Raw genomic sequence first — 18,529 nt, 5'->3', positions numbered from 1 at the left:
TTCAACAAAAAGCTGCGACTGTTGGCAGCTGCGCGGAATATTAAACAGGTATGAAGTTTATGTGATCAAACTGGTTGAGCGCATCCCCAAACCTATAAATTCAAAAAAAATATAACATATGCGAAGTATTAGGTCTATAGCTTAAAAAACTATGCATAGAAGCGAAAGAATTATATTTTTGAGATCAGAAAAAACGAACCCTATACTGCTTATGTATTTTGGAAACAGCTACTTGTATTACATTCCCGTTGCGTTGCAAGCCATTTGTGTTATTCATTGTATGCGAAAAGGGAATCAGAATAAATGGATCTGGATCATCGTGTGCGTGCCCGTGGTAGGAGCCCTGATCTATATTTTTACCGAAATGGTCAGTGGCCGCCAGCTTAATAATGTAACAACCGGCGTAAGCTCAATATTCAATCCGGGTGGAAGCATCAGGAAGCTGGAAGAACAATTGCGGTTTTCGGATACCTTTCATAATCGGGTAGCCCTGGCAGATGCCTATTTGGCAGCAGGCCAAACAAAGGAGGCCATTTCATTGTATGAGCAAAGCCTCACCGGTGTTTTTACAGAGAACGAACATGTGTTGAAGCAGCTGATCCTTGCTTATGCCAATGTTGGCCGTTTTGCAGAGATGCTGCCTCTTGCCAGGAAAATGTATAGCTCGCCCCAGTTTGCCCGGTCCAAAGCCCATCTGTTATATGCTATAGCACTGGAAGAAACCGGTAATAAAGAGCAGGCCGAAAAAGAATTTAAGACCATGAATGGCCGCTTTGCCTATTTTGAAGCAAGGTATCATTACGCCCTCTTTTTATTAAGGGGCGGTCGGGAAGAAGAGGCCAGACAGGTGTTGGATACCATGATATATGAGGGGCGGCATTTAAGCTCGCGTGAACGAAGGGGCAATCAATTATGGATCAATAAAGCGAAAGAGGAAGCCAGGAAAATGAATGTGGTAAGCAAATAAGATTTCACAGCGCTACCGGTGACAAATTATTATCCTGTTTACTTCCTGTCTTCATAATCACAGCGTATTTTGGCGGCGTGCAATTAGAACAATTTATACAGGACCTTATTCAGCAGGGAAAACCCGAACTAACCGGCCAGGTGCCGGCATTTGAACCAGATATGGGCAGCTATTTATTTATACCGGGCTGTTCAGCTGACAGTGCTGCGCGATCTGGACGAAGATGCCGTAACCGGGCTCCTCACTCCTTTTAACGGTGATGTGACACCGGAAACCATTTTGTCAGTTGATATAAGTTTTCGTCATTTACCCAATTTGCTGGAGCTGGGTCCGCTATTGCCGGACAGGGAACCCTACTGGTCGATATAAAAAAGAAATAGCAGCATGGAAAAAAAAGGGGTTATCGATTTTCAATTAGTAGAGCTGGATGTTTCGAAAACAACGACAGGCGATTTGCTGGAACAGCTGGATGAGAATGCAAAAACTACCGGCCTGGCGCAATTGACAAAACGCCTCCTTGCCGCGCTGGACATTCCCATGCATGCACATGGCAGCAGCGATCATCTGCGCAGGGAATTGCCATCCAACCCCGAAAAGCAACGGATCTTATTAGTTGATACAACCCTGAAGATGTGGGGGCTGCCGCGTGTATTTGCCATGTCTGCCGCACTGGCCTGTGCCCTTAACAATAAATCAGAAGCCCGCGTTGCGTCCTATACCCTGTCGGGGGCAGACTTTAAAGAAATTGATCTTACTACCAGGGAGGGAGTAGTACGTTCATTGGAGCAACTGGATGCTGTGCTGCATTGTGGCCGGGGGCTTTCCCGGTTTATGGATCAGCAGGCGATGCGGGACGAAGATGAAGTATTTTTAATTACAGAAGAAGAAATTACTCATGGTGAATTGTTTCAATCCATACTGGCTTCTTTAAAAAAGCCGGTAAATTTTTTGATTACAGTTAACAGGAACGGGGAGCTGCGATTTTATGAATACATCAAAGGCCATAAAAAACAATTGAGCGAAGCCCGCTTCGATCTGCAGGAACTGTTATTCCATATCACGTCGCCTAAAGAAGGAAAAAGCGACGGAAAGACCAGGAATGTATTGAGTGCGCCTGCTTTTATGCAATGCCTGCCCTCTCCGCTTTATTTGCCTGCTTCGAAGATAAAGTTCAATCCGGACTGTTTCTTTGAAATGAAAAATGAGCATTTGATCTGTGTTACCATGGACCAGCGGGTTTTATACTGGACCAGCAGAAAGAGAGGCGCCCGGGAGATCATAGAAAACCTGGAGTATGGCCAAATCTGTTTTGGTACAGCCGGCGATAGCACCTTATATATCCTTGTTTACACGGGCGGGCAAAAGAATATGCGGTTATACAAGGTTAACCTGGAAACGAATACGGTAGCAAACACTAAATTACAGCTACCTGTCTCCGGATTGGCAGAGATGGTGTTCGGCGATGGATACTTCTATATAAAAGCAGATAATGAATTGTTTGGCATAGACGCCGCCACCGGTAAAGCATACCAGGGGAAGGATCAGATGGGTGTTTTTGACCTTATGTTGCAACGAAAGGAAAAAGCGTTCACAAACGCGAGCCTGAATTACTACAAAAAAATTGTAAGCGATGGGTATACCACCATCAATACCGTGAAGAGTGTATATGTGAGTGCAGATGGGGAGTTAGGTCTTGACGACAGACTCATTAATTTAGAAATGTGGAGTCGAACGATCATCATTCATAAGGAGAAAAGTAAAACGAACTGTGAATTCAAAGCAGAGGAAAAGGAGGCGCCTGGTATTGGTTTACCCAATACAAGCCTGAAATTCTCCAGATTTGTTTGGGCCGATGGGAGCGAGGCGCTGGTCGATTCAAGAGGTTTTTTACATTTAAAAAGTAGTGATAGCAGCATTCCTGAAATTACCATCACCATGATCATTGGTAAACCAGTAGCTTTTTGGATTGAAAATGGCGAGGTTGGCGGACCCGCCTATTTTATCGGGGAAGCCAACAGGCACTGTCAGGACGTGCCATGGTTTTATGAAAACTACATTCAACGGTTCATAGACAGAATTATAACTCATGAAAATATCCCTAAGAGAACTACAGCCCAATCATCGGGGCAGTTGGGTAAACGTTCTACCGGATTTAATTTGGGTGAGTTAGCCCAAAAAGCAATTGAAGAAAAAGACTTTAAAAAAGCAGCCTACATCTATGCAAATTTATTAGGTGATTTTACCACTGCAGCTGACGTGCTGCGAGGAAAGGATTTTAGAGAAGCGGCTGTGTTGTATAACGAACATTTAAAGCGTCTTTCCATGGCGGCTATCAATTACGAAAAAGGTGGCTTGTTAAGGGAAGCCATTGAAATATATACGGAACTTAACCAACACGAAAAGGCAGGCGATCTGTATAGGGAGCTGGGCCAGGAGGAACCAGCCCTTAACTGCTATGAAAAATGTGTGGTAGCCGCAGCCGCCAAAAAGGATTACCTGGAAGAAGCCCGCATCATATTTGAAAAAATAGCGGATTTGCCAAGAGCAAAGAAAGTTTTGTTAAGTGGCTGGCAGGACATAAGACAACCCGAAGCCTGCCTGGAAAAATACTTTGACCTGGTAGCCGATGAAAATAAAGAGCAGTTACCTGCTGCTGTAAAAACCTTCTATGCCAATGACCAGGTGGCCAAAAAAGAAACGCTCTTTCTGATTGTATTAAATAGAATAAATCAGAAGCATAAGACAGCAGAACTGGAAAATGCCTGCCAGCACATTGCCTATGAAATAGTGAGTGCGAAGGTGAGCGCCATTATTCCCGACACGGTATTGGTACTCCGGAATTTTGTACCTGGCGATCAATTGTTAAGACCCGATCTATACCACTATTTCATGAATGCGTTTAAAAAGGCGCCCTCAAAAAAAACGGCTCCGGAGAAGTGGCAGTTAAAGACCGGTGTACGATGGTTTAAAACGCTGGTCTGGCATAATCAATTATTGGCTTGGGGGGAACATGCAAAAGGTCTTTTTCTGGCAAGGATCACCTGGGAGGGCCATGTGGAATATTTCACCTTTGATGCAAACGCTGAAATTAATACTTCCATGCTTGCGCTGACAGATGAAAATACAAACCAAATATTGTTATATGGTTTTGATGGATCGTTGAAGGGAAAGTGGTTGCCTAAGAATAATCATTTTCAGGAGGAGCTAATTGTCAGCAAGCCAGGCTTTATACCATCCGGTGCAATAGGTATTGGATTTCGCGACAAAGACATTGCTGTTTTATCCTTGGAAAATGAAGCATTTATACTTCGTTATTTTACAATGGAAGGGCACGTTAAAGCTTCCTATCCCTGTACATTCACTCATGGGCCTTTTGACCTGCGGCTTCTCCCGGCTAAACCTGTCCTAATGAAGTGGAGCGGTAATAGCTTTTATCTGGCTGGTGGGAATGTGGTGTTGCGTATTGCTGGAGATGGGCTCATTGATGTAATATGCCAAAGCCCGTTCCCTATTAAAAAATTTGCAGTCCATGAATCACAGGAGACGGCGATAGAAGTTGTATATGCATATGGCGATCAGGTTACAATCCACGTTGATGATACTGTTAATCCGTACTTGGTGGAGGGCATATTTGTGAACGATATGACTTTTTTACCCGACGATTTTTTAGTACTGGGCTGCCAATGGGAAGTTCACGTAATAAAGGGTACAAATACATCCTGGGACTTGTATTGGAAAATTGAGACCAAAAACAAGGTAATAGCCGTTTTTCCCGGCCCTACACGTGACCAACTAGGTATTTTGGAATTAAATGGAAAGATAACTTTGCATAAATTCAGGGAATAGAAGAGGGGATCCTACTAACCATTACCATTCACCTTAAAACTATACAGCTTGCAATTATCCGAAGAACAAGTACTTGCCCTGGCGCCCGATGAGTCTTCTAAGAAGTCAGGAAAAGAATTGAGCCGCCCGGACAAATGGGTAAGCAAAGGGGTGAACGAGCTGGCGCTTTGGGGCGAATGTCAGGGCAGCGGCAGTAAGCCCTACCAGGCCCAGGTTGACCTGGTGAATATTGCCTTTAAATGCAGTTGCCCCAGTCGAAAATTCCCCTGCAAACATGGCGTAGGATTATTGCTGCTGTACTCGCGCACAAAGAACGACTTCACTAACCACGAAATGCCCGCCTGGGTATCAGAATGGATCACCAAACGAGGTGAGAAACAGGAAAAGCAGGCCGAGAAAAAGGATAAACCGGTTGATGAAGCGGCTCAGGCAAAACGTCGGCAGGCGCGGGAGCAAAAAGTAAGTGATGGTATTGACGAATTACTACAATGGATAAAGGATATCATTCGTAATGGGATCATCAGCATCCCGGAAAAAGGGACTGCCTGGTTCGAGAATATGGGGCGCCGCATGGTAGATGCTCAGGCGCCCGGGCTGGCCGGTATGGTCAGGAACCTGTCGGAAATAAATTTCTATCGTGATGGCTGGCAAACGGAATTTATTGATCAGTTATTGCGATTGTACCTCATTGCTACCGGGTTTAAGAACAATGAAACCCTTCCCCCCTTATTGCAACAGGATCTTCGTACCTGGATCGGCTTCACGCAGAACCAGGAGGAATTAAAAGAACAAACCGGGGTTACCGATACCTGGCTGGTACTGGGTAAACAAGTTACCGAAGAAGAGAATTTAACCGTTGAAAGAAACTGGCTGTATGGGATCAACAGCAACCAATACGCATTGGTGCTGCAATTCCTGATCCGCGGTCAGGGGGCGCAGGTGGCCTTAACACCTGGCTTGTTTGTACAGGCCGAACTGGTTTTTTATCCATCAGTGTCTCCTTTACGGGCCATTGTAAAGAAACAACTCAACACAGAAAAAGTACAACAATATAAAGGCTTTACCAACTGGCAACAGGTGGTAGAAGCAGAAACGCAGCAGGCAGGTGCATTGCCTTTCCGCAGCGAAAGACCATTTATCATAGAACAGGTGCGGCCGGTTTTTTATAACCAACAATGGTGGCTGCAGGACAGCAACCAAACCATGATGCGGATCAAAGGCGGATTTAAAAACATCTGGAAGCTGCTGTCATTAAGCGGCGGGGACGCATTGAATATGGCCGTTGTGGGAAAAGAAACAGCATACGAACCATTCGGCGTATGGTATCAGCATGAGTACAGGATTTTATAAGAGGACATTAATCAAATTGAGGATATGCAAACCTGGGATCAGATCATTAATACAGCTTTGCTGGGCACAGATAAACGAACGCTTGCCATCAATGAATTACCGGCTGAGTTGGCAGAAGCGGCTGCGCTTATTCAAACCAACACAACCGATAAAGAAGAACAGTTTTTACAAATAGCCGCATTGGCATTTAACTATCGCCAGTGCGGGGTATTGCCATTGCAAAAAGAAGGCGTAACGGTTTCCAAAGCTGAGACCGAAGAAAAGCCCTACTGCTCGGCATTGGCAATTCAAACCCTGAAGGACATCCTGGATTCAGAAAGCAATTCCTTATTGCAATTCTGGTTGCAACTGTGCGAAGAAAAAAAACAGATCGTAACTCCGGAGCTGGTACCTGCCTTATTGACTATTGGTACGCAACAAAAGAAGATGCAAAATTTGTTGGTAGCCTGTTGTGGCAAACGGGGCGATTGGTTGTGCCAGTTTAATCCGGAATGGAATTTTTCCACTGCCACTACCCAGGAAGAGTTGTGGCAAACAGGTTCTGCTGAACAACGCAAAGCCGTACTGGAACAATTGCGCAAAGATGATCCGGCCATGGCCCGGACCTGGTTGCAGCAAACCTGGGCGCAGGAAGACGCGGGCACAAAAGTAGAGTGGCTGATGATCATGGGCGCAAATATTGGCGAAGCCGATATTGAGTTTTTAGAAAGCCTGGCAAAAGAGAAAAGTAAAAAGGTAAAAGAGGTGGCGCTTTGGTTGCTGAAACAAATACCAGATTCACCCATTGTTCAGCAATACCAACACGTGCTGCAAAAGACGGTCACCATAGGTAAGAAAGGGCTGCAAATAAAATTGCCTGCGGGGTTGGATGAGCATCTTTTCAAAACCACCGGTCTTGATAAATTAAGCAACAGTAAGGATTTCACCGACGAGGAATACATCATTTTTCAATTGGTTCAGGCGGTGCCACCTGCTTTTTGGGAATTCCGTTTGGATAGTGAACCGGATATTATCATCAGGTCCATGCAAAAAGACCCCGTGGGTAAAAAGTTAATGCCGGCGCTTGTACAGGCGGTAGTAGCATTTAAAGATCAACGCTGGGCCACCGCGCTGATGCAGAACAGCCAGGTTTTTTATATCGACATCATTCCCCTGTTGCCCGTTAAAGAGCAGGAGTTTTACAGCATCAAGTTTATAGACCAGTTCGCAGAGAATATAATAGAACATGCTATTAGACGGGAAGATACCTGGAGCATCGATCTTGCCCGGGCCATCTTTATAAAGACTGCCAAAAGCGTTTACCAGTATAACCGCTCCTTCTATAGCCGGTATATCCATTGTATACCCCTAGATATAGTTAACGAACTGGAGAAATGTGCGCCGGGTGAGGATCACCTGAAAAATACCTGGTACAATTCCAGCGAATACATAACCACGCTCATCAACCTGAAAAAGCAAACAATACAATCCTTTAACTGATTAAAATAATAATACCATTATGTCTTCCTTATTACGTCAACACGCCGAACAACTATATGCCCAGGAGCTGGAAGAACTGCAAAAACAGGAAACAGGCAAACGTCCGAGCAACTGGAAATTAACCCCCCAGTCGGTAGTTACCTATTTAATCGGAGGCAAATTGAAAAACGGATTTGAAGTAACGCCCAAATACATTGGTAACAAACGGCTGATGGAAATAGCCGTGGCTACTTTAACTACCGACCGAGCCTTGTTATTATATGGATTGCCCGGCACCGCCAAAAGCTGGGTAAGTGAGCACCTGGCTGCAGCGGTTTGTGGCGATTCCACCATGATCATCCAGGGTACGGCCGGCACCAGTGAGGAAGCCATTCGTTATGGCTGGAACTATGCCCGTTTGCTGGCGGAAGGTCCATCAGAAAAAGCCTTGGTGGAAACACCCGTTATGCGTTCCATGAAGGATGGTAAGATTGTAAGGATTGAAGAGTTGACCCGTATTGGCGCCGATGTGCAGGATACGCTCATTACTATTCTGTCTGAAAAAACATTGCCTGTGCCTGAATTAAATACCGAAGTACAGGCGGTTAAAGGTTTCAACGTAATAGCAACCGCCAATAACCGAGATAAAGGGGTGAATGAATTATCAAGCGCGCTAAAACGCCGGTTCAATACCGTTATATTACCCGTGCCGGATTCAATGGATGAAGAAATTGATATAGTAAAACGGCGGGTGGAGAGCTTCGAAAAAGTAATGGAGTTGCCTGCAGAGCCGCCAGCGTTACAGGAGATCCGTCGTATTGTGACCATCTTCCGGGAACTGCGCAGCGGTGTTACCCTCGATGGGAAAACAAAAATAAAAACACCCAGTGGTACGCTTAGTACAGCAGAAGCCATTTCTGTAGTAAATAATGGATTGGCAATGGCGGCCTATTTTGGTGATGGTCAGTTAAAAGCCGCCGATCTCGCTGCAGGTATTATTGGTTCGGTTGTGAAAGACCCGGTGCAGGATAAACTTGTTTGGCAGGAATACCTGGAGACGGTTGTAAAACCAAGAGAAGACTGGAAGGATATTTATCGTGCATGTAGAGATTTGTTGTAACCAACCCCCACCACTCACCATGATCCACATACTAGGCATACGACACCATGGTCCCGGTTCTGCCAGAAATGTAAAAGAGTTTCTGGAGGCTGTACAACCGGACATTGTACTGGTAGAAGGGCCGCCTGAAGCGGACCCCTTGCTGCAATGGGTAAACCATGCTGAGCTGAAACCACCGGTAGCAATACTGGTGTATCAACCTGATGACCCGCAACGGTCATCGTTTTATCCTTTTGCAGAATTTTCTCCCGAATGGCAGGCAATCGCCTATGCCCGCCGCAATAATATCCATGTGCGGTTTATGGACCTGCCCAGCAGCCATCAGATCGCACTGGAAAAAGAAAAAAAGGAACCACCTGCTTCCGTTGAACCATCCGTGAACAATTATATGGTGCGGAACAATGAAGCAGGAGAAAAAATAGCATTCGCCAAAGACCCGATCTCGTACCTGGCCGAAGCGGCCGGTTATGAAGATGGTGAAAAATGGTGGGAGCATATGTTTGAGCACCGGCAAAGTAATGAACAGGTGTTTGACGCTGTAACAGAAGCTATGCAGGTGTTGCGCGAAACCATGCCGGGAAAGGAAGACCGCGCAGAACAATGCCGCGAGGCCTGGATGCGAAAAACCATTCGCCAGGCTGAAAAGGAAATGTTCCAGAATATAGCGGTGATCTGCGGCGCCTGGCATGCCCCGGCATTGGTTACCATGCCCCCGGCCAAAGAAGATAATGAGTTGTTAAAAGGGCTGCCCAAGGTTAAGGTAGAATGTACCTGGATCCCCTGGACCTACAGCCGGCTGAGCTATTACAGTGGTTATGGCGCCGGCATCGGATCGCCCGGCTGGTATGACCATATCTGGCATTACCCTTCAGATGATGGCACGCGCTGGATGGCCAAGGTGGCCCAGCTGTTCAGAACAAAACAAATGGATACTTCCGTAGCGCATGTAATAGAAGCCGTACGCCTGGCTGAATCATTGGCCAGCATGCGCAACTTATACAAGGCCGGACTGGAAGAATTGAATGAAGCTACCCGAACAGTGCTTTGTAATGGGGAAAGCATTCAGATGCAATTGATCAATGATGAGCTGATCGTAAGTAACCGGATCGGCGAAGTGCCCCAGGAGATCCCTAAACCCCCATTACAGCTGGATATTGAGAAGCTGCAAAAGCGACTGCGATTGCCAGCAATGGCCGACTGGAAGGATTATACGCTCGATCTGCGTAAGGAAAACGACCTGGAGCGCAGCATCTTCTTACACCGGTTACAATTGCTGGAAATAAACTGGGGCGAACGGCAGGAGGTATCAGGAAAGGGCACCTTTAAGGAACAGTGGAGGTTGCAATGGAGCCCGGAGTTGTCGATCAATATCATTGAAAAAGGCAACTGGGGCAATACGGTGGCAGAAGCGGCCGAGAAATTTGTGATCGCAAAAACCAATGATGCTGATTCATTAAGCGTGGTTACCGAGTTAATGGAGAATACCATTCCGGCCGAATTACACCTGGCCGTGGAAATATGCATACAACGCATCAATAACCTGGCTGCTGCCAGTGGCGATGTGATACAATTGATGGAAGTAGTGCCGGGACTGGTACAGGCAAGCCGTTATGGCAGTGTGCGAAAGACCGATGCCGACCTGGTATTGGGCATTGTAAATAGCATGCTTACCCGTATCTGTGTAAGTTTGCCCGCAGCCTGTACCGCCGTGAGCGACGATGCCGCACAAAAGCTGCTGGAGTTTTTCTTTAAGTTAAACGATGCGGTAAATGTGTTACAGCAAGAAGACATTACCACCCAGTGGCAGCAAACCCTGCAGGCCATAGCAGCAGGCGGTAATACCTCTCCTACCATTGCCGGGTATGCCACCCGGCTGCTGGCAGATTATAAATTACTGGAAGGCGAAGCGCTGGTACGTGTATTTCATTATGCCATGTCTTCGGCAACACCCCCAGATAAAGCAGCTGCCTGGCTGGAAGGTTTCCTCAAAGGCAGTGGTACTATTTTATTAATAGATAATGATCTGTGGAGCCTGGTTGACAACTGGGTAAATACCCTGGATGAAGAGACCTTTACAAGGGTATTGCCTTTGCTTCGAAGAACGTTCGCCGGCTTTTCATCACCGGAAAGAAAAAAGCTGGGCGAGAAAGTAAAGTCCGGCGGAACAGGTACCGCCATAAAACAGGTAGAAAGTAATCTTGATGAAGAAAGGGCCCGGCAGGGGATCCCGGTCATCCTGCAATTATTAGGCATAAAAACCAACCAATGAGCAACAACGAACAACATACCCGCAAATGGCGGTTGATCCTGGGTGGAAAAGAAAATGACGGCACTGGCGTTACACTGAATGAGCGTGACCTGCAAATGGATAAAACGCTGGAAGCGCTATACGACAGTACCCGCACGGGCGGACTGGGTCCTTCTTCGCCCAATGTGGCCCGCTGGCTGGGTGACATCCGGACGTTTTTTCCTTCCTCCATTGTGCAGGTAATGCAGCAGGATGCTTTGAACCGGCTGAACCTGACCCAAATGTTGTTTGAAAAGGAAATGTTGGAAAATGTTGAAGCCGATGTGCACCTGGTGGCTACCCTAATGACATTAAGCAAAGTAATTCCCGATAAAACAAAAGATACGGCCCGTCAGGTGGTGCGCAAAGTGGTGGAGGAACTGATTCGTAAACTCTCACAACCAACACAGCAGGCCATCATCGGCAGCCTGAACAGAAGCACCCGAAACCGACGGCCCAGGCATAATGAGATCAACTGGCATGCTACCATTCAAAAGAACCTGAAACATTATCAACCTGATTATAAAACGATCATCCCTGAAACCAGGATCGGCTATGGCCGTAAAAGGACCGCATTGAAAGATGTGGTGTTGTGTATAGATCAAAGCGGCTCAATGGGAACGTCTGTAGTGTATTCTGGCATCTTTGGCGCTGTAATGGCCTCCATACCCGCCATTAAAACAAAGATGGTAGTGTTTGATACCGCTGTCTCAGACCTCACAGAAGAACTGACCGACCCGGTGGAATTATTGTTTGGCGTGCAATTAGGTGGGGGAACAGATATCAACCTGGCGCTTACGTATTGCCAGCAGATCATTACCAAACCCAACGATACGGTGTTGGTATTGATCACTGATCTGTACGAAGGCGGTAATGAAGATAAAATGCGTAAGCGGGCTGCTGAACTGGTAGCCGCGGGCGTACAGGTAGTGGTATTGCTGGCATTGAATGATGAAGGCGCTCCCTTCTACGATCATAACAATGCACAATATTTTTCCAACCTGGGCATCCCTGTATTTGCCTGCACCCCCGATAAATTCCCTGACCTGATGGCCGCCGCCCTGAGTAAACAGGATATTGGGTTATGGGCCGCAAAAGAAGACATGGTTATTAAAAAATAAAGAAGGTGTCCTAAAAGTAACGACCACCTTCCTTGTTTTAAACTTTGTGAAGTAAGACGTAGGAGGTAGGAAATCTGAAATTCGCGAGCCTCGTACTTCCTACCTCTTACCTCGCTTACTTACGTGTGTATGTTTTGAAATAACCACATTCCCTGATCGCTTCTTTATAGAACTGCGTATTGGAATATTGTTGTTTCAATGCTTTAAAACCATTCCAGGCTAAAAAGTCAGGTCTGTTATCAGAGGTATATAAAGAATCTTTATTGTTGACTACTTTTCCCTCGTAATATTCATTGCGTTCACATTTGGCCAGCATGAAGTGGCATTTTGCTTTCTGCTCATCAGTTTTGGCAACACTGAGTGCCAGTGAATAGTATTTATTGGCCGGTTCCATACTGCCTGGAATAGTCAGGACGCGAGTGCCCTCACTGCTATAGCATTGATACACATTACAATCATAAAAGGCGCGGGCATTACCATACCAGGTTACATTGTAAAACGCATTGGCCAGCAGCATGGCATTGGTGTATACATCTGTACCTGTTTTGATTTTATCTTCCATGTCTTTCATTTTTTTGAGTAATGAAAGTTTGGTGTATTTTATCTTTTGCGGCGCTTCATGGTCACAATCGTGACAATCCTGTAAACGGCCATTGAAGGGGTTGCCCGGCATTTCGACACTAACAGTACCTGGCCCTGCTTTTGAAACGGCTTCCTCCATTTTTGAAATGGCTTCCTCCAGTTTGTTGGCATACGTTGCCTGGATGGCCTGGTATTCAAGCAGGTCTTCCATTTTTAGCGGATATTGTTTGGCGACCAGTACTTCATAAGGCGATTTATTGGGCTTGTTTAAAAAACTTTTCAGGGCCTCTATGTTTTTGTTATCCGAATAATAAGCGCAATCGTTTTCAAAACACACCGCTTTAATAGACTCGTGTTGATTGCTGTATTTGTGCGCCAATGTTCTTTTGATCCAGTTTATGGCCCCCTGGGTCCTTACTTCTTTATTTATATGCTCATCCAGCAGCCATCCAAGATCGGGTAAAATAGTTTTTTCCAGTTTGGCATCTGCTTTGGGTGCAACAGAAACGGTGTTTATTAATTTAAATACGCGCAGTTGTTCCTTTTCCCCTTGTTCTTTTGGCAGCTTTTTTTCTGCCTGTGCATAGCAGGCCGCTGCCTGCTGGTAGTTCCCTTTTGCCATATACAAGTAGCCGGTAGCCATATGCCACATGGCTGGCTGGTTGGTATTGCCAGCCTGTGCAATGCGGTTGATCAGGGCAGTCAGCGCGTTTTTGGACGTATCGCTGCCCTCATATTTATAAGAATTAGGATTCAGGCTTTCTTCTATCTCATTGATGGCTCTTGTTAATAAGAGATCCAGTTTTTCGCTGCGAGGGTTTAATGCATAGATCTCCTGGATGGCACGATATTGATCGCCATAAAAAACACCGAGCATCTGCCACAGCGTAGCCTTTTCGTCGTTATTGGCGCATAGGGCCAGCGTTGCCTTCCAGTCGTTTTCTTCCTGCGGATGAAAGCTATAATGGGCCACTGTTTTCAGGGCATTGGCGCCATCGTATACTTTGCTGTAATAATAATTGGCTTTAGTATAGTTCTTCAATTTATAGTAAGCGCCAGCTGCATAGGCCATGGTGCGATAATACAACTCATTCTTCGGAAAGGCTTTTTCATTGCTTTCGAAAAAGCTGATCGCTTTTTGGGCGGAGTCATTAAAGAAATAAGACCGTTCCAACTGGAACCAGTACCGTTGTTTTAAGAATGGATCTTTTGCCTGGGTGTACTGCTGCTGCAATTTGTTGTTTAAAGGCTTTGCGTTATAATAGGGATTTTTCTTTTTTGATTCATAATCCCATTCATATTCGAGGTTATTAACCGAAAATACTTCCGATTGCTTGGCGAGCGATAAATAAGTAAGGAAGGCGATTGCCTTTTTCTCCCCCTTTTTAAGCAGCTGGAACGACTGCATACTGGAAGGCAGGGTTTTTAATTTCCCGGCAGCGTAACCAGCTGCGCTGTCAATTGATCCCTCAGTAGCTTTGAGTAATAAATATTCCAGTTCGGTATACGGAGCGCCGCTGCCCAAATAAGCGGCCCAGTCATTGACATTTGATTTGTTAAACCGGGTGTCGTGTTGGTTATCGTACCCGAAACTATAAAAACTAAAAGAGGCATAGTAGAAAGGACTATAACTGCTATCGACAAAAGCCTCCGGGCTAAAGTTGAGGCGGGACCCATCGTCCCAGTCGCCGGCGCAGGCCAGTATAATACCGGTGCCAACGGTAATGGAACTAATTAAGGCTAGAACGTACTTTTTTGTAAATATCCTTTTCATATTGAATGAGGTTAGTGCTATCAAGGTCGTAGAAGATCAATTTGCCAATCCGTCGATTGGTATGTTGGTTTATTTGTTTTGTTATCTCCAGCAGGTCTTCAGCCGGTACATGCTCGGCTTTTATTTCATCACCCTGCTGAAAATAATAACCTGCCTTAAAGCAGGCATGTTTTGCCTGGTACCGGTTGTTAGTTAAAATAGTAAAGTTGCTGTCATTATTAAATTGTGTAAAGTTAGTTTTATTTAAGAGTTCAACTACCCGGCCGTTGCGTAGTTGAAGACCCCAGGAAAACAGGGGCAGGGCAACATCCAGTGGCAATGGATATGATCTTATATAAGCGTTGTACCGGTTGGCAATCGCTTTTTCATAAATGGAGTTATTGTTGTCGCCATTAATAGCGCCCATGTTGTAATACATGAGTACGCCACTATTAACTGGCGGTATGCCTGTTCTTTCTTTATATTTTACCTGGTGTAACCGGATAGTAGCAGAAATTTTACAAACTGCAATATCCCGGTATCGCCGAATGAACTCAAAGAAATTATCGCGGGTACTTTCGGTCCAGTCACAATCGAATTGTATTTCCCGGGTTGTGAGTTGCTGTGATTGATTTATTTGATGAACGAGCCGGGATACGTTAACGACCAGGGTGTTAATATCGGCAGGTTGCAAGCGTTCAAATGTTCTGTTCTTTATAAATATTACCGGCACTACGTTGTATCGCTTTATGGAGGAGTCCAGCTGGATAGGAGATACTGGCTCAGGTTGGGTAGCTTCGGGTTTGAAATCAATATCAAAATAACGAACGTACAAGGTGTCGACCGCATGTTCCCGTAATACATCCTGTTCGTACCCATTCAGACCGAACTGTGTTTTCCAGTAATAGAATGAAATAGGGCGATCAGGTTTTTGTTGTTGGCAGGCTGCCAGCAACAAAACAAAAACCAAAAGGGACCGGTACTTTTTCATTCCAGCGGGGTTATTGAATAACGGTTCGAAGATAAGACGGGTTATGCTTATACCCCAATGAAATGCATAGCGGTTACTGGGTAATCTGGCGGTGCCGGTCCTTTTTGCTGAAAAGTAAATGGTCCCTTTTGCCATCCGGCGGTTCTTCTCGATCCAACGAATACAGTTTAAATAGGAGTACTTGGTACTACCAATGAATGTTTTATATTGCAGCCCATGTCAGCATCCGGTTCAGAGATCAAGGTAGCAGTAGATGCCATTGTCTTCGGGTATTCCAAGAACGAAGGCGTGTCTATCCTGCTTATTCAGCGGAAATATCCCCCATTTAAAAATATGTGGGCTATACCGGGAGGCTTTGTGCTGCCCGAAGAGTCGCTGGAAGATGCGGTGCGCCGGGAATTACTGGAAGAAACAGGCATTGAGGTGAATTACCTGGAGCAATTGTATACGTTTGGCGATCCTGACCGGGACCCACGTAAACGGGTAATATCTATCAGCTATTTTGCCCTGGTGAAAAGCAGCCAGTTTCAGCAGTTAAAAGCCAGTACCGATGCGGAGAATGCAGAATGGTTCAATTTTAAATCCCTGCCTTCGCTGGCCTTTGATCATAAAAAGATCCTGAATATGGCCATTGAGCGGGTACGTACCAAGATCCGCTATCAGCCAATCGGGTTTGAGTTGCTTGATCGTAAATTCCCGTTCTCCGATCTGGAAAAGTTATATATTACCTTACTTGACCGCGATATAGACCGTCGTAATTTCTCCAAAAAAATGCTGGCCCTGGGCATACTTGATGAAACCAATGAGTATGCGAAGAGTGAAGGAAAGGGCCGTCCCAGCAAAATGTACCAGTTCAATAAAAAGCGTTACCAGGAACTGGTAAAGGAAGGGATCAATTTTGAGATCTAGCAAATATATAATACTGTTAAAGTGATAAAGCAGGCTTGATGGTTGAAAGTATGTAAAGTATATTACTCCTGCATCCCTTTATAAACCATTGTATGAAACCTCCTGTATTGCCCCTGCTAATCGCGTGTTTATTTCAATCCGGTGTTTCGTTTGCACAAACTACTGATAAAGCATTATTACACTTTGAAAGTGCCGGACTTTCGATGGGTGTCAGCAAACAGGAGCAGGTTATGGTTGGGACCAAGGTGGGGGAAGTGGCAATTACCGACTCGGTAAAAGGGTTTTGGCGTACGGCTAATGTTAATCCGGTTTCCGAGTCCTCATTAAGTGGTGTGTCAATAGAGAATGTCTGTTATTTCAATGCCGATACCGCATTTGTTTCAGGTTTTATAAAAAACAAGGATAAGTATAATATTATTTATCATACGATTGATGGTGGTAAGCACTGGAAACCCATTGACTTTGGTATGGATGGCTGGGTAGATGATGCCGCCTGTCTCGATAACGGCGAAGCGTGGTTGAGCGTTTCAGGTAAAGGGATCGCCTATACAAAAGATCATGGTTTTACCTGGAATTCGCTGTCATTTCCCTATCCCAGGGAACGGTTTGCAAAGATCTACTTTAATAATAAGCACGAGGGTATTATAGGGTCGTTGTGGAATGTACTGGCATATACTCCCGATAATTGTAATTCCTGGACCACCCTTCCCACGCCGCTGAATCAGAAAAAATATAACAAGACAGCCCCACAGCGTCGGCCAGAATTTGACCGTGTTGCCATATTTAAAGACTATTTGCTGGTAAGCCAGGAAGACCTTGTCTTTTACTCAAGGAAAGATTCGGTGAATTGGGTATTTATGCCCGGTTATACAGACTTTTATACTGATGCTGAAAACAACGCTTTGTATTTTAAAACAAGCAAAGGCGGTTTTATAAAAAGCGATGATCATTTACAACCGATATCAAGTTTTAAAAATATAGGTAATCCCTGTGCCGCAAGTTGCAAAAATGGCAGCCTGTTTATTTTGAATTTAATGAATATACTGCAGATAAATACAAAGGGTGAGGTAATTGAATCGCCCCTTTATACCAATAACCTGGCTGAAATAGAGCCAACCTTATTCCATTATTCAGCTAGTGGTAATCTGGGTTCCATTGGCAATAAAATTTACAGGCAAAAGGAGTATAAGGGTCAATGGAATTATGCATTTACTTTACCCTTTACATGCGATAGCGGTCATTTATCAATGACGGATACGGGCACCATTCTGTTTAGCCGAAAAGATGACTCCTTATTTTATTACAGCCTCGCAGATGCAAAAGTGGAAAAAAGGGCCAAAGCAGAAGTCTTGAAAAACTTTTGCGCCAAAGAAATACAAACAATAGTTTTTTCGAAAGGAAGCCAGGGGTGTTTCCATTATGTCTCAGACAAAATGGAGTATGTACTGGAAGGTGGAAGTTTTGTACTATCTCAGAAATCCAATCCGCAGAAAGGCCAAACTGTTTATTTAAAAGATAATGCAGATGAAATAGACCAGGAGGCAGTGCAGTCATTTGTAAAGAAGATCCCAGCTATTTACCACGATCTGATAACCATTAATGATTTGAAATTTACGCAAAACGAATATGATGCCTGTAAGCGTAATATACTGACGTTTAAAACGTTTCTGGAAAGCAACCAGGGTAAGAAAAAGGTGGATAGAGAAGAAAAAGAGGGCACCTTTACTTTTTACGTCAATAACCTCGATTTTAATAAGCTCATAGCCCTGGTAGACAGTGTTAAAACAATTGATCAGGCTGTTTTGTACAATTATTTTATGTTTTCCGGGTTGTGGAGCACAACCAGTTTATGGGCCAGGGTCTTGTTAGTAAATGCTGATAATGAAGTGCTGGAAATTAAAAGCACTTTTTATAAACCGGCTGCTTTTTATTTTCCCTGGGTGATCTCAGTGAATGGTACTACCTCAGCCACCATGTCTATTGAGATCAATAAATTTTTATACTCAGTATTCCCCGGTTTTCTTGATGCTGGCAAGCGAGTAGATATAATTCAAGACCTTGTAAAAGAACTGTATAGGCAAGAGGAATAAGCTCTGATAGTTTATTTTGCGTGTATTTGACGCAAAATATTTGGAGATTCCAGAT

12 protein-coding genes are annotated in these 18,529 nt (G+C 44.9%); 10 read left to right on the top strand and 2 right to left on the bottom strand.

Annotated elements, in window-relative coordinates; all coding sequences use genetic code 11:
* Window positions 1-151: 151 nt before the first annotated feature.
* From J7I42_RS03590 to J7I42_RS03555, 8 genes are all read left to right on the top strand, one after another.
* A complete protein-coding gene (locus J7I42_RS03590) occupies window positions 152-967 on the top strand; it encodes a PLDc N-terminal domain-containing protein (RefSeq protein ID WP_317196225.1) in 816 nt (271 codons plus the stop codon).
* Between the two features lie 150 nt (window positions 968-1,117).
* On the top strand, window positions 1,118-1,336 hold the full coding sequence (locus J7I42_RS03585) for a hypothetical protein (RefSeq protein ID WP_209137399.1): 219 nt from the start codon (window positions 1,118-1,120) through the stop codon (window positions 1,334-1,336).
* 15 nt (window positions 1,337-1,351) lie between these two features.
* Window positions 1,352-4,813 carry a hypothetical protein gene (locus J7I42_RS03580; RefSeq protein WP_209137398.1) on the top strand — a complete coding sequence of 1,154 codons (3,462 nt, stop codon included), beginning with the start codon at window positions 1,352-1,354 and terminating at the stop codon, window positions 4,811-4,813.
* A 48-nt stretch (window positions 4,814-4,861) separates the two neighbouring features.
* On the top strand, window positions 4,862-6,163 hold the full coding sequence (locus tag J7I42_RS03575) for an SWIM zinc finger family protein (protein WP_209137397.1): 1,302 nt from the start codon (window positions 4,862-4,864) through the stop codon (window positions 6,161-6,163).
* 24 nt (window positions 6,164-6,187) lie between these two features.
* Entirely contained in the window at window positions 6,188-7,642 is a 1,455-nt protein-coding gene (locus J7I42_RS03570) for a DUF5691 domain-containing protein (RefSeq protein WP_209137396.1), read from the top strand.
* Window positions 7,643-7,661: 19 nt separating this feature from the next.
* Entirely contained in the window at window positions 7,662-8,741 is a 1,080-nt protein-coding gene (locus tag J7I42_RS03565; protein WP_209137395.1) for an ATP-binding protein, read from the top strand.
* A gap of 19 nt (window positions 8,742-8,760) precedes the next feature.
* Window positions 8,761-11,010, top strand: a complete 2,250-nt coding sequence (locus J7I42_RS03560; protein ID WP_209137394.1) for a DUF5682 family protein — start codon at window positions 8,761-8,763, stop codon at window positions 11,008-11,010.
* Complete coding sequence (locus tag J7I42_RS03555; RefSeq protein ID WP_209137393.1) at window positions 11,007-12,149, top strand: vWA domain-containing protein; 1,143 nt, start codon at window positions 11,007-11,009, stop codon at window positions 12,147-12,149. Before J7I42_RS03560 ends, J7I42_RS03555 begins: the two co-directional genes overlap by 4 nt.
* Before the next feature lie 115 nt (window positions 12,150-12,264).
* Here J7I42_RS03555 and J7I42_RS03550 read toward each other — a convergent pair whose 3' ends face one another.
* The gene (locus J7I42_RS03550) at window positions 12,265-14,505 is read right to left on the bottom strand and encodes a hypothetical protein (protein ID WP_209137392.1); all 2,241 of its coding nucleotides are present in this window, start codon (window positions 14,503-14,505) and stop codon (window positions 12,265-12,267) included.
* Window positions 14,462-15,475: a hypothetical protein gene (locus J7I42_RS03545; protein WP_209137391.1), complete on the bottom strand. Its 1,014-nt coding sequence runs from the start codon at window positions 15,473-15,475 to the stop codon at window positions 14,462-14,464. The genes J7I42_RS03550 and J7I42_RS03545 overlap by 44 nt, the downstream gene beginning before the upstream one ends.
* Window positions 15,476-15,691: 216 nt before the next feature.
* Here J7I42_RS03545 and J7I42_RS03540 point away from each other — a divergent pair, with 216 nt between their 5' ends.
* Together J7I42_RS03540 and J7I42_RS03535 are read left to right on the top strand one after the other, a co-directional pair.
* Window positions 15,692-16,384 (top strand): NUDIX hydrolase, encoded by a 693-nt coding sequence (locus J7I42_RS03540; protein WP_209137390.1) that lies wholly within the window; start codon window positions 15,692-15,694, stop codon window positions 16,382-16,384.
* Between the two features lie 92 nt (window positions 16,385-16,476).
* Window positions 16,477-18,474: a WD40/YVTN/BNR-like repeat-containing protein gene (locus J7I42_RS03535; protein WP_209137389.1), complete on the top strand. Its 1,998-nt coding sequence runs from the start codon at window positions 16,477-16,479 to the stop codon at window positions 18,472-18,474.
* Window positions 18,475-18,529 lie beyond the last annotated feature (55 nt).

The organism is Niastella soli (genome assembly GCF_017742245.1).
GTDB classification, from domain to species: Bacteria; Bacteroidota; Bacteroidia; order Chitinophagales; family Chitinophagaceae; genus Niastella; species Niastella soli.
Note: the sequence above shows the minus strand (reverse complement) of the source record. Positions and strands in the feature narration are given on the sequence as shown.

Bases quoted from the DNA above. Each gene is read 5' to 3' on its own strand.
- J7I42_RS03580 (WP_209137398.1), top strand. From the start codon at position 1,352: ATGGAAAAAAAAGGGGTTATCGATTTTCAATTAGTAGAGCTGGATGTT.
- J7I42_RS03555 (WP_209137393.1), top strand. From the start codon at position 11,007: ATGAGCAACAACGAACAACATACCCGCAAATGGCGGTTGATCCTGGGT.
- J7I42_RS03570 (WP_209137396.1), top strand. From the start codon at position 6,188: ATGCAAACCTGGGATCAGATCATTAATACAGCTTTGCTGGGCACAGAT.
- J7I42_RS03590 (WP_317196225.1), top strand. From the start codon at position 152: ATGCATAGAAGCGAAAGAATTATATTTTTGAGATCAGAAAAAACGAAC.
- J7I42_RS03565 (WP_209137395.1), top strand. From the start codon at position 7,662: ATGTCTTCCTTATTACGTCAACACGCCGAACAACTATATGCCCAGGAG.
- J7I42_RS03535 (WP_209137389.1), top strand. From the start codon at position 16,477: ATGAAACCTCCTGTATTGCCCCTGCTAATCGCGTGTTTATTTCAATCC.
- J7I42_RS03540 (WP_209137390.1), top strand. From the start codon at position 15,692: ATGTCAGCATCCGGTTCAGAGATCAAGGTAGCAGTAGATGCCATTGTC.
- J7I42_RS03545 (WP_209137391.1), bottom strand. From the start codon at position 15,475: ATGAAAAAGTACCGGTCCCTTTTGGTTTTTGTTTTGTTGCTGGCAGCC.
- J7I42_RS03550 (WP_209137392.1), bottom strand. From the start codon at position 14,505: ATGAAAAGGATATTTACAAAAAAGTACGTTCTAGCCTTAATTAGTTCC.
- J7I42_RS03560 (WP_209137394.1), top strand. From the start codon at position 8,761: ATGATCCACATACTAGGCATACGACACCATGGTCCCGGTTCTGCCAGA.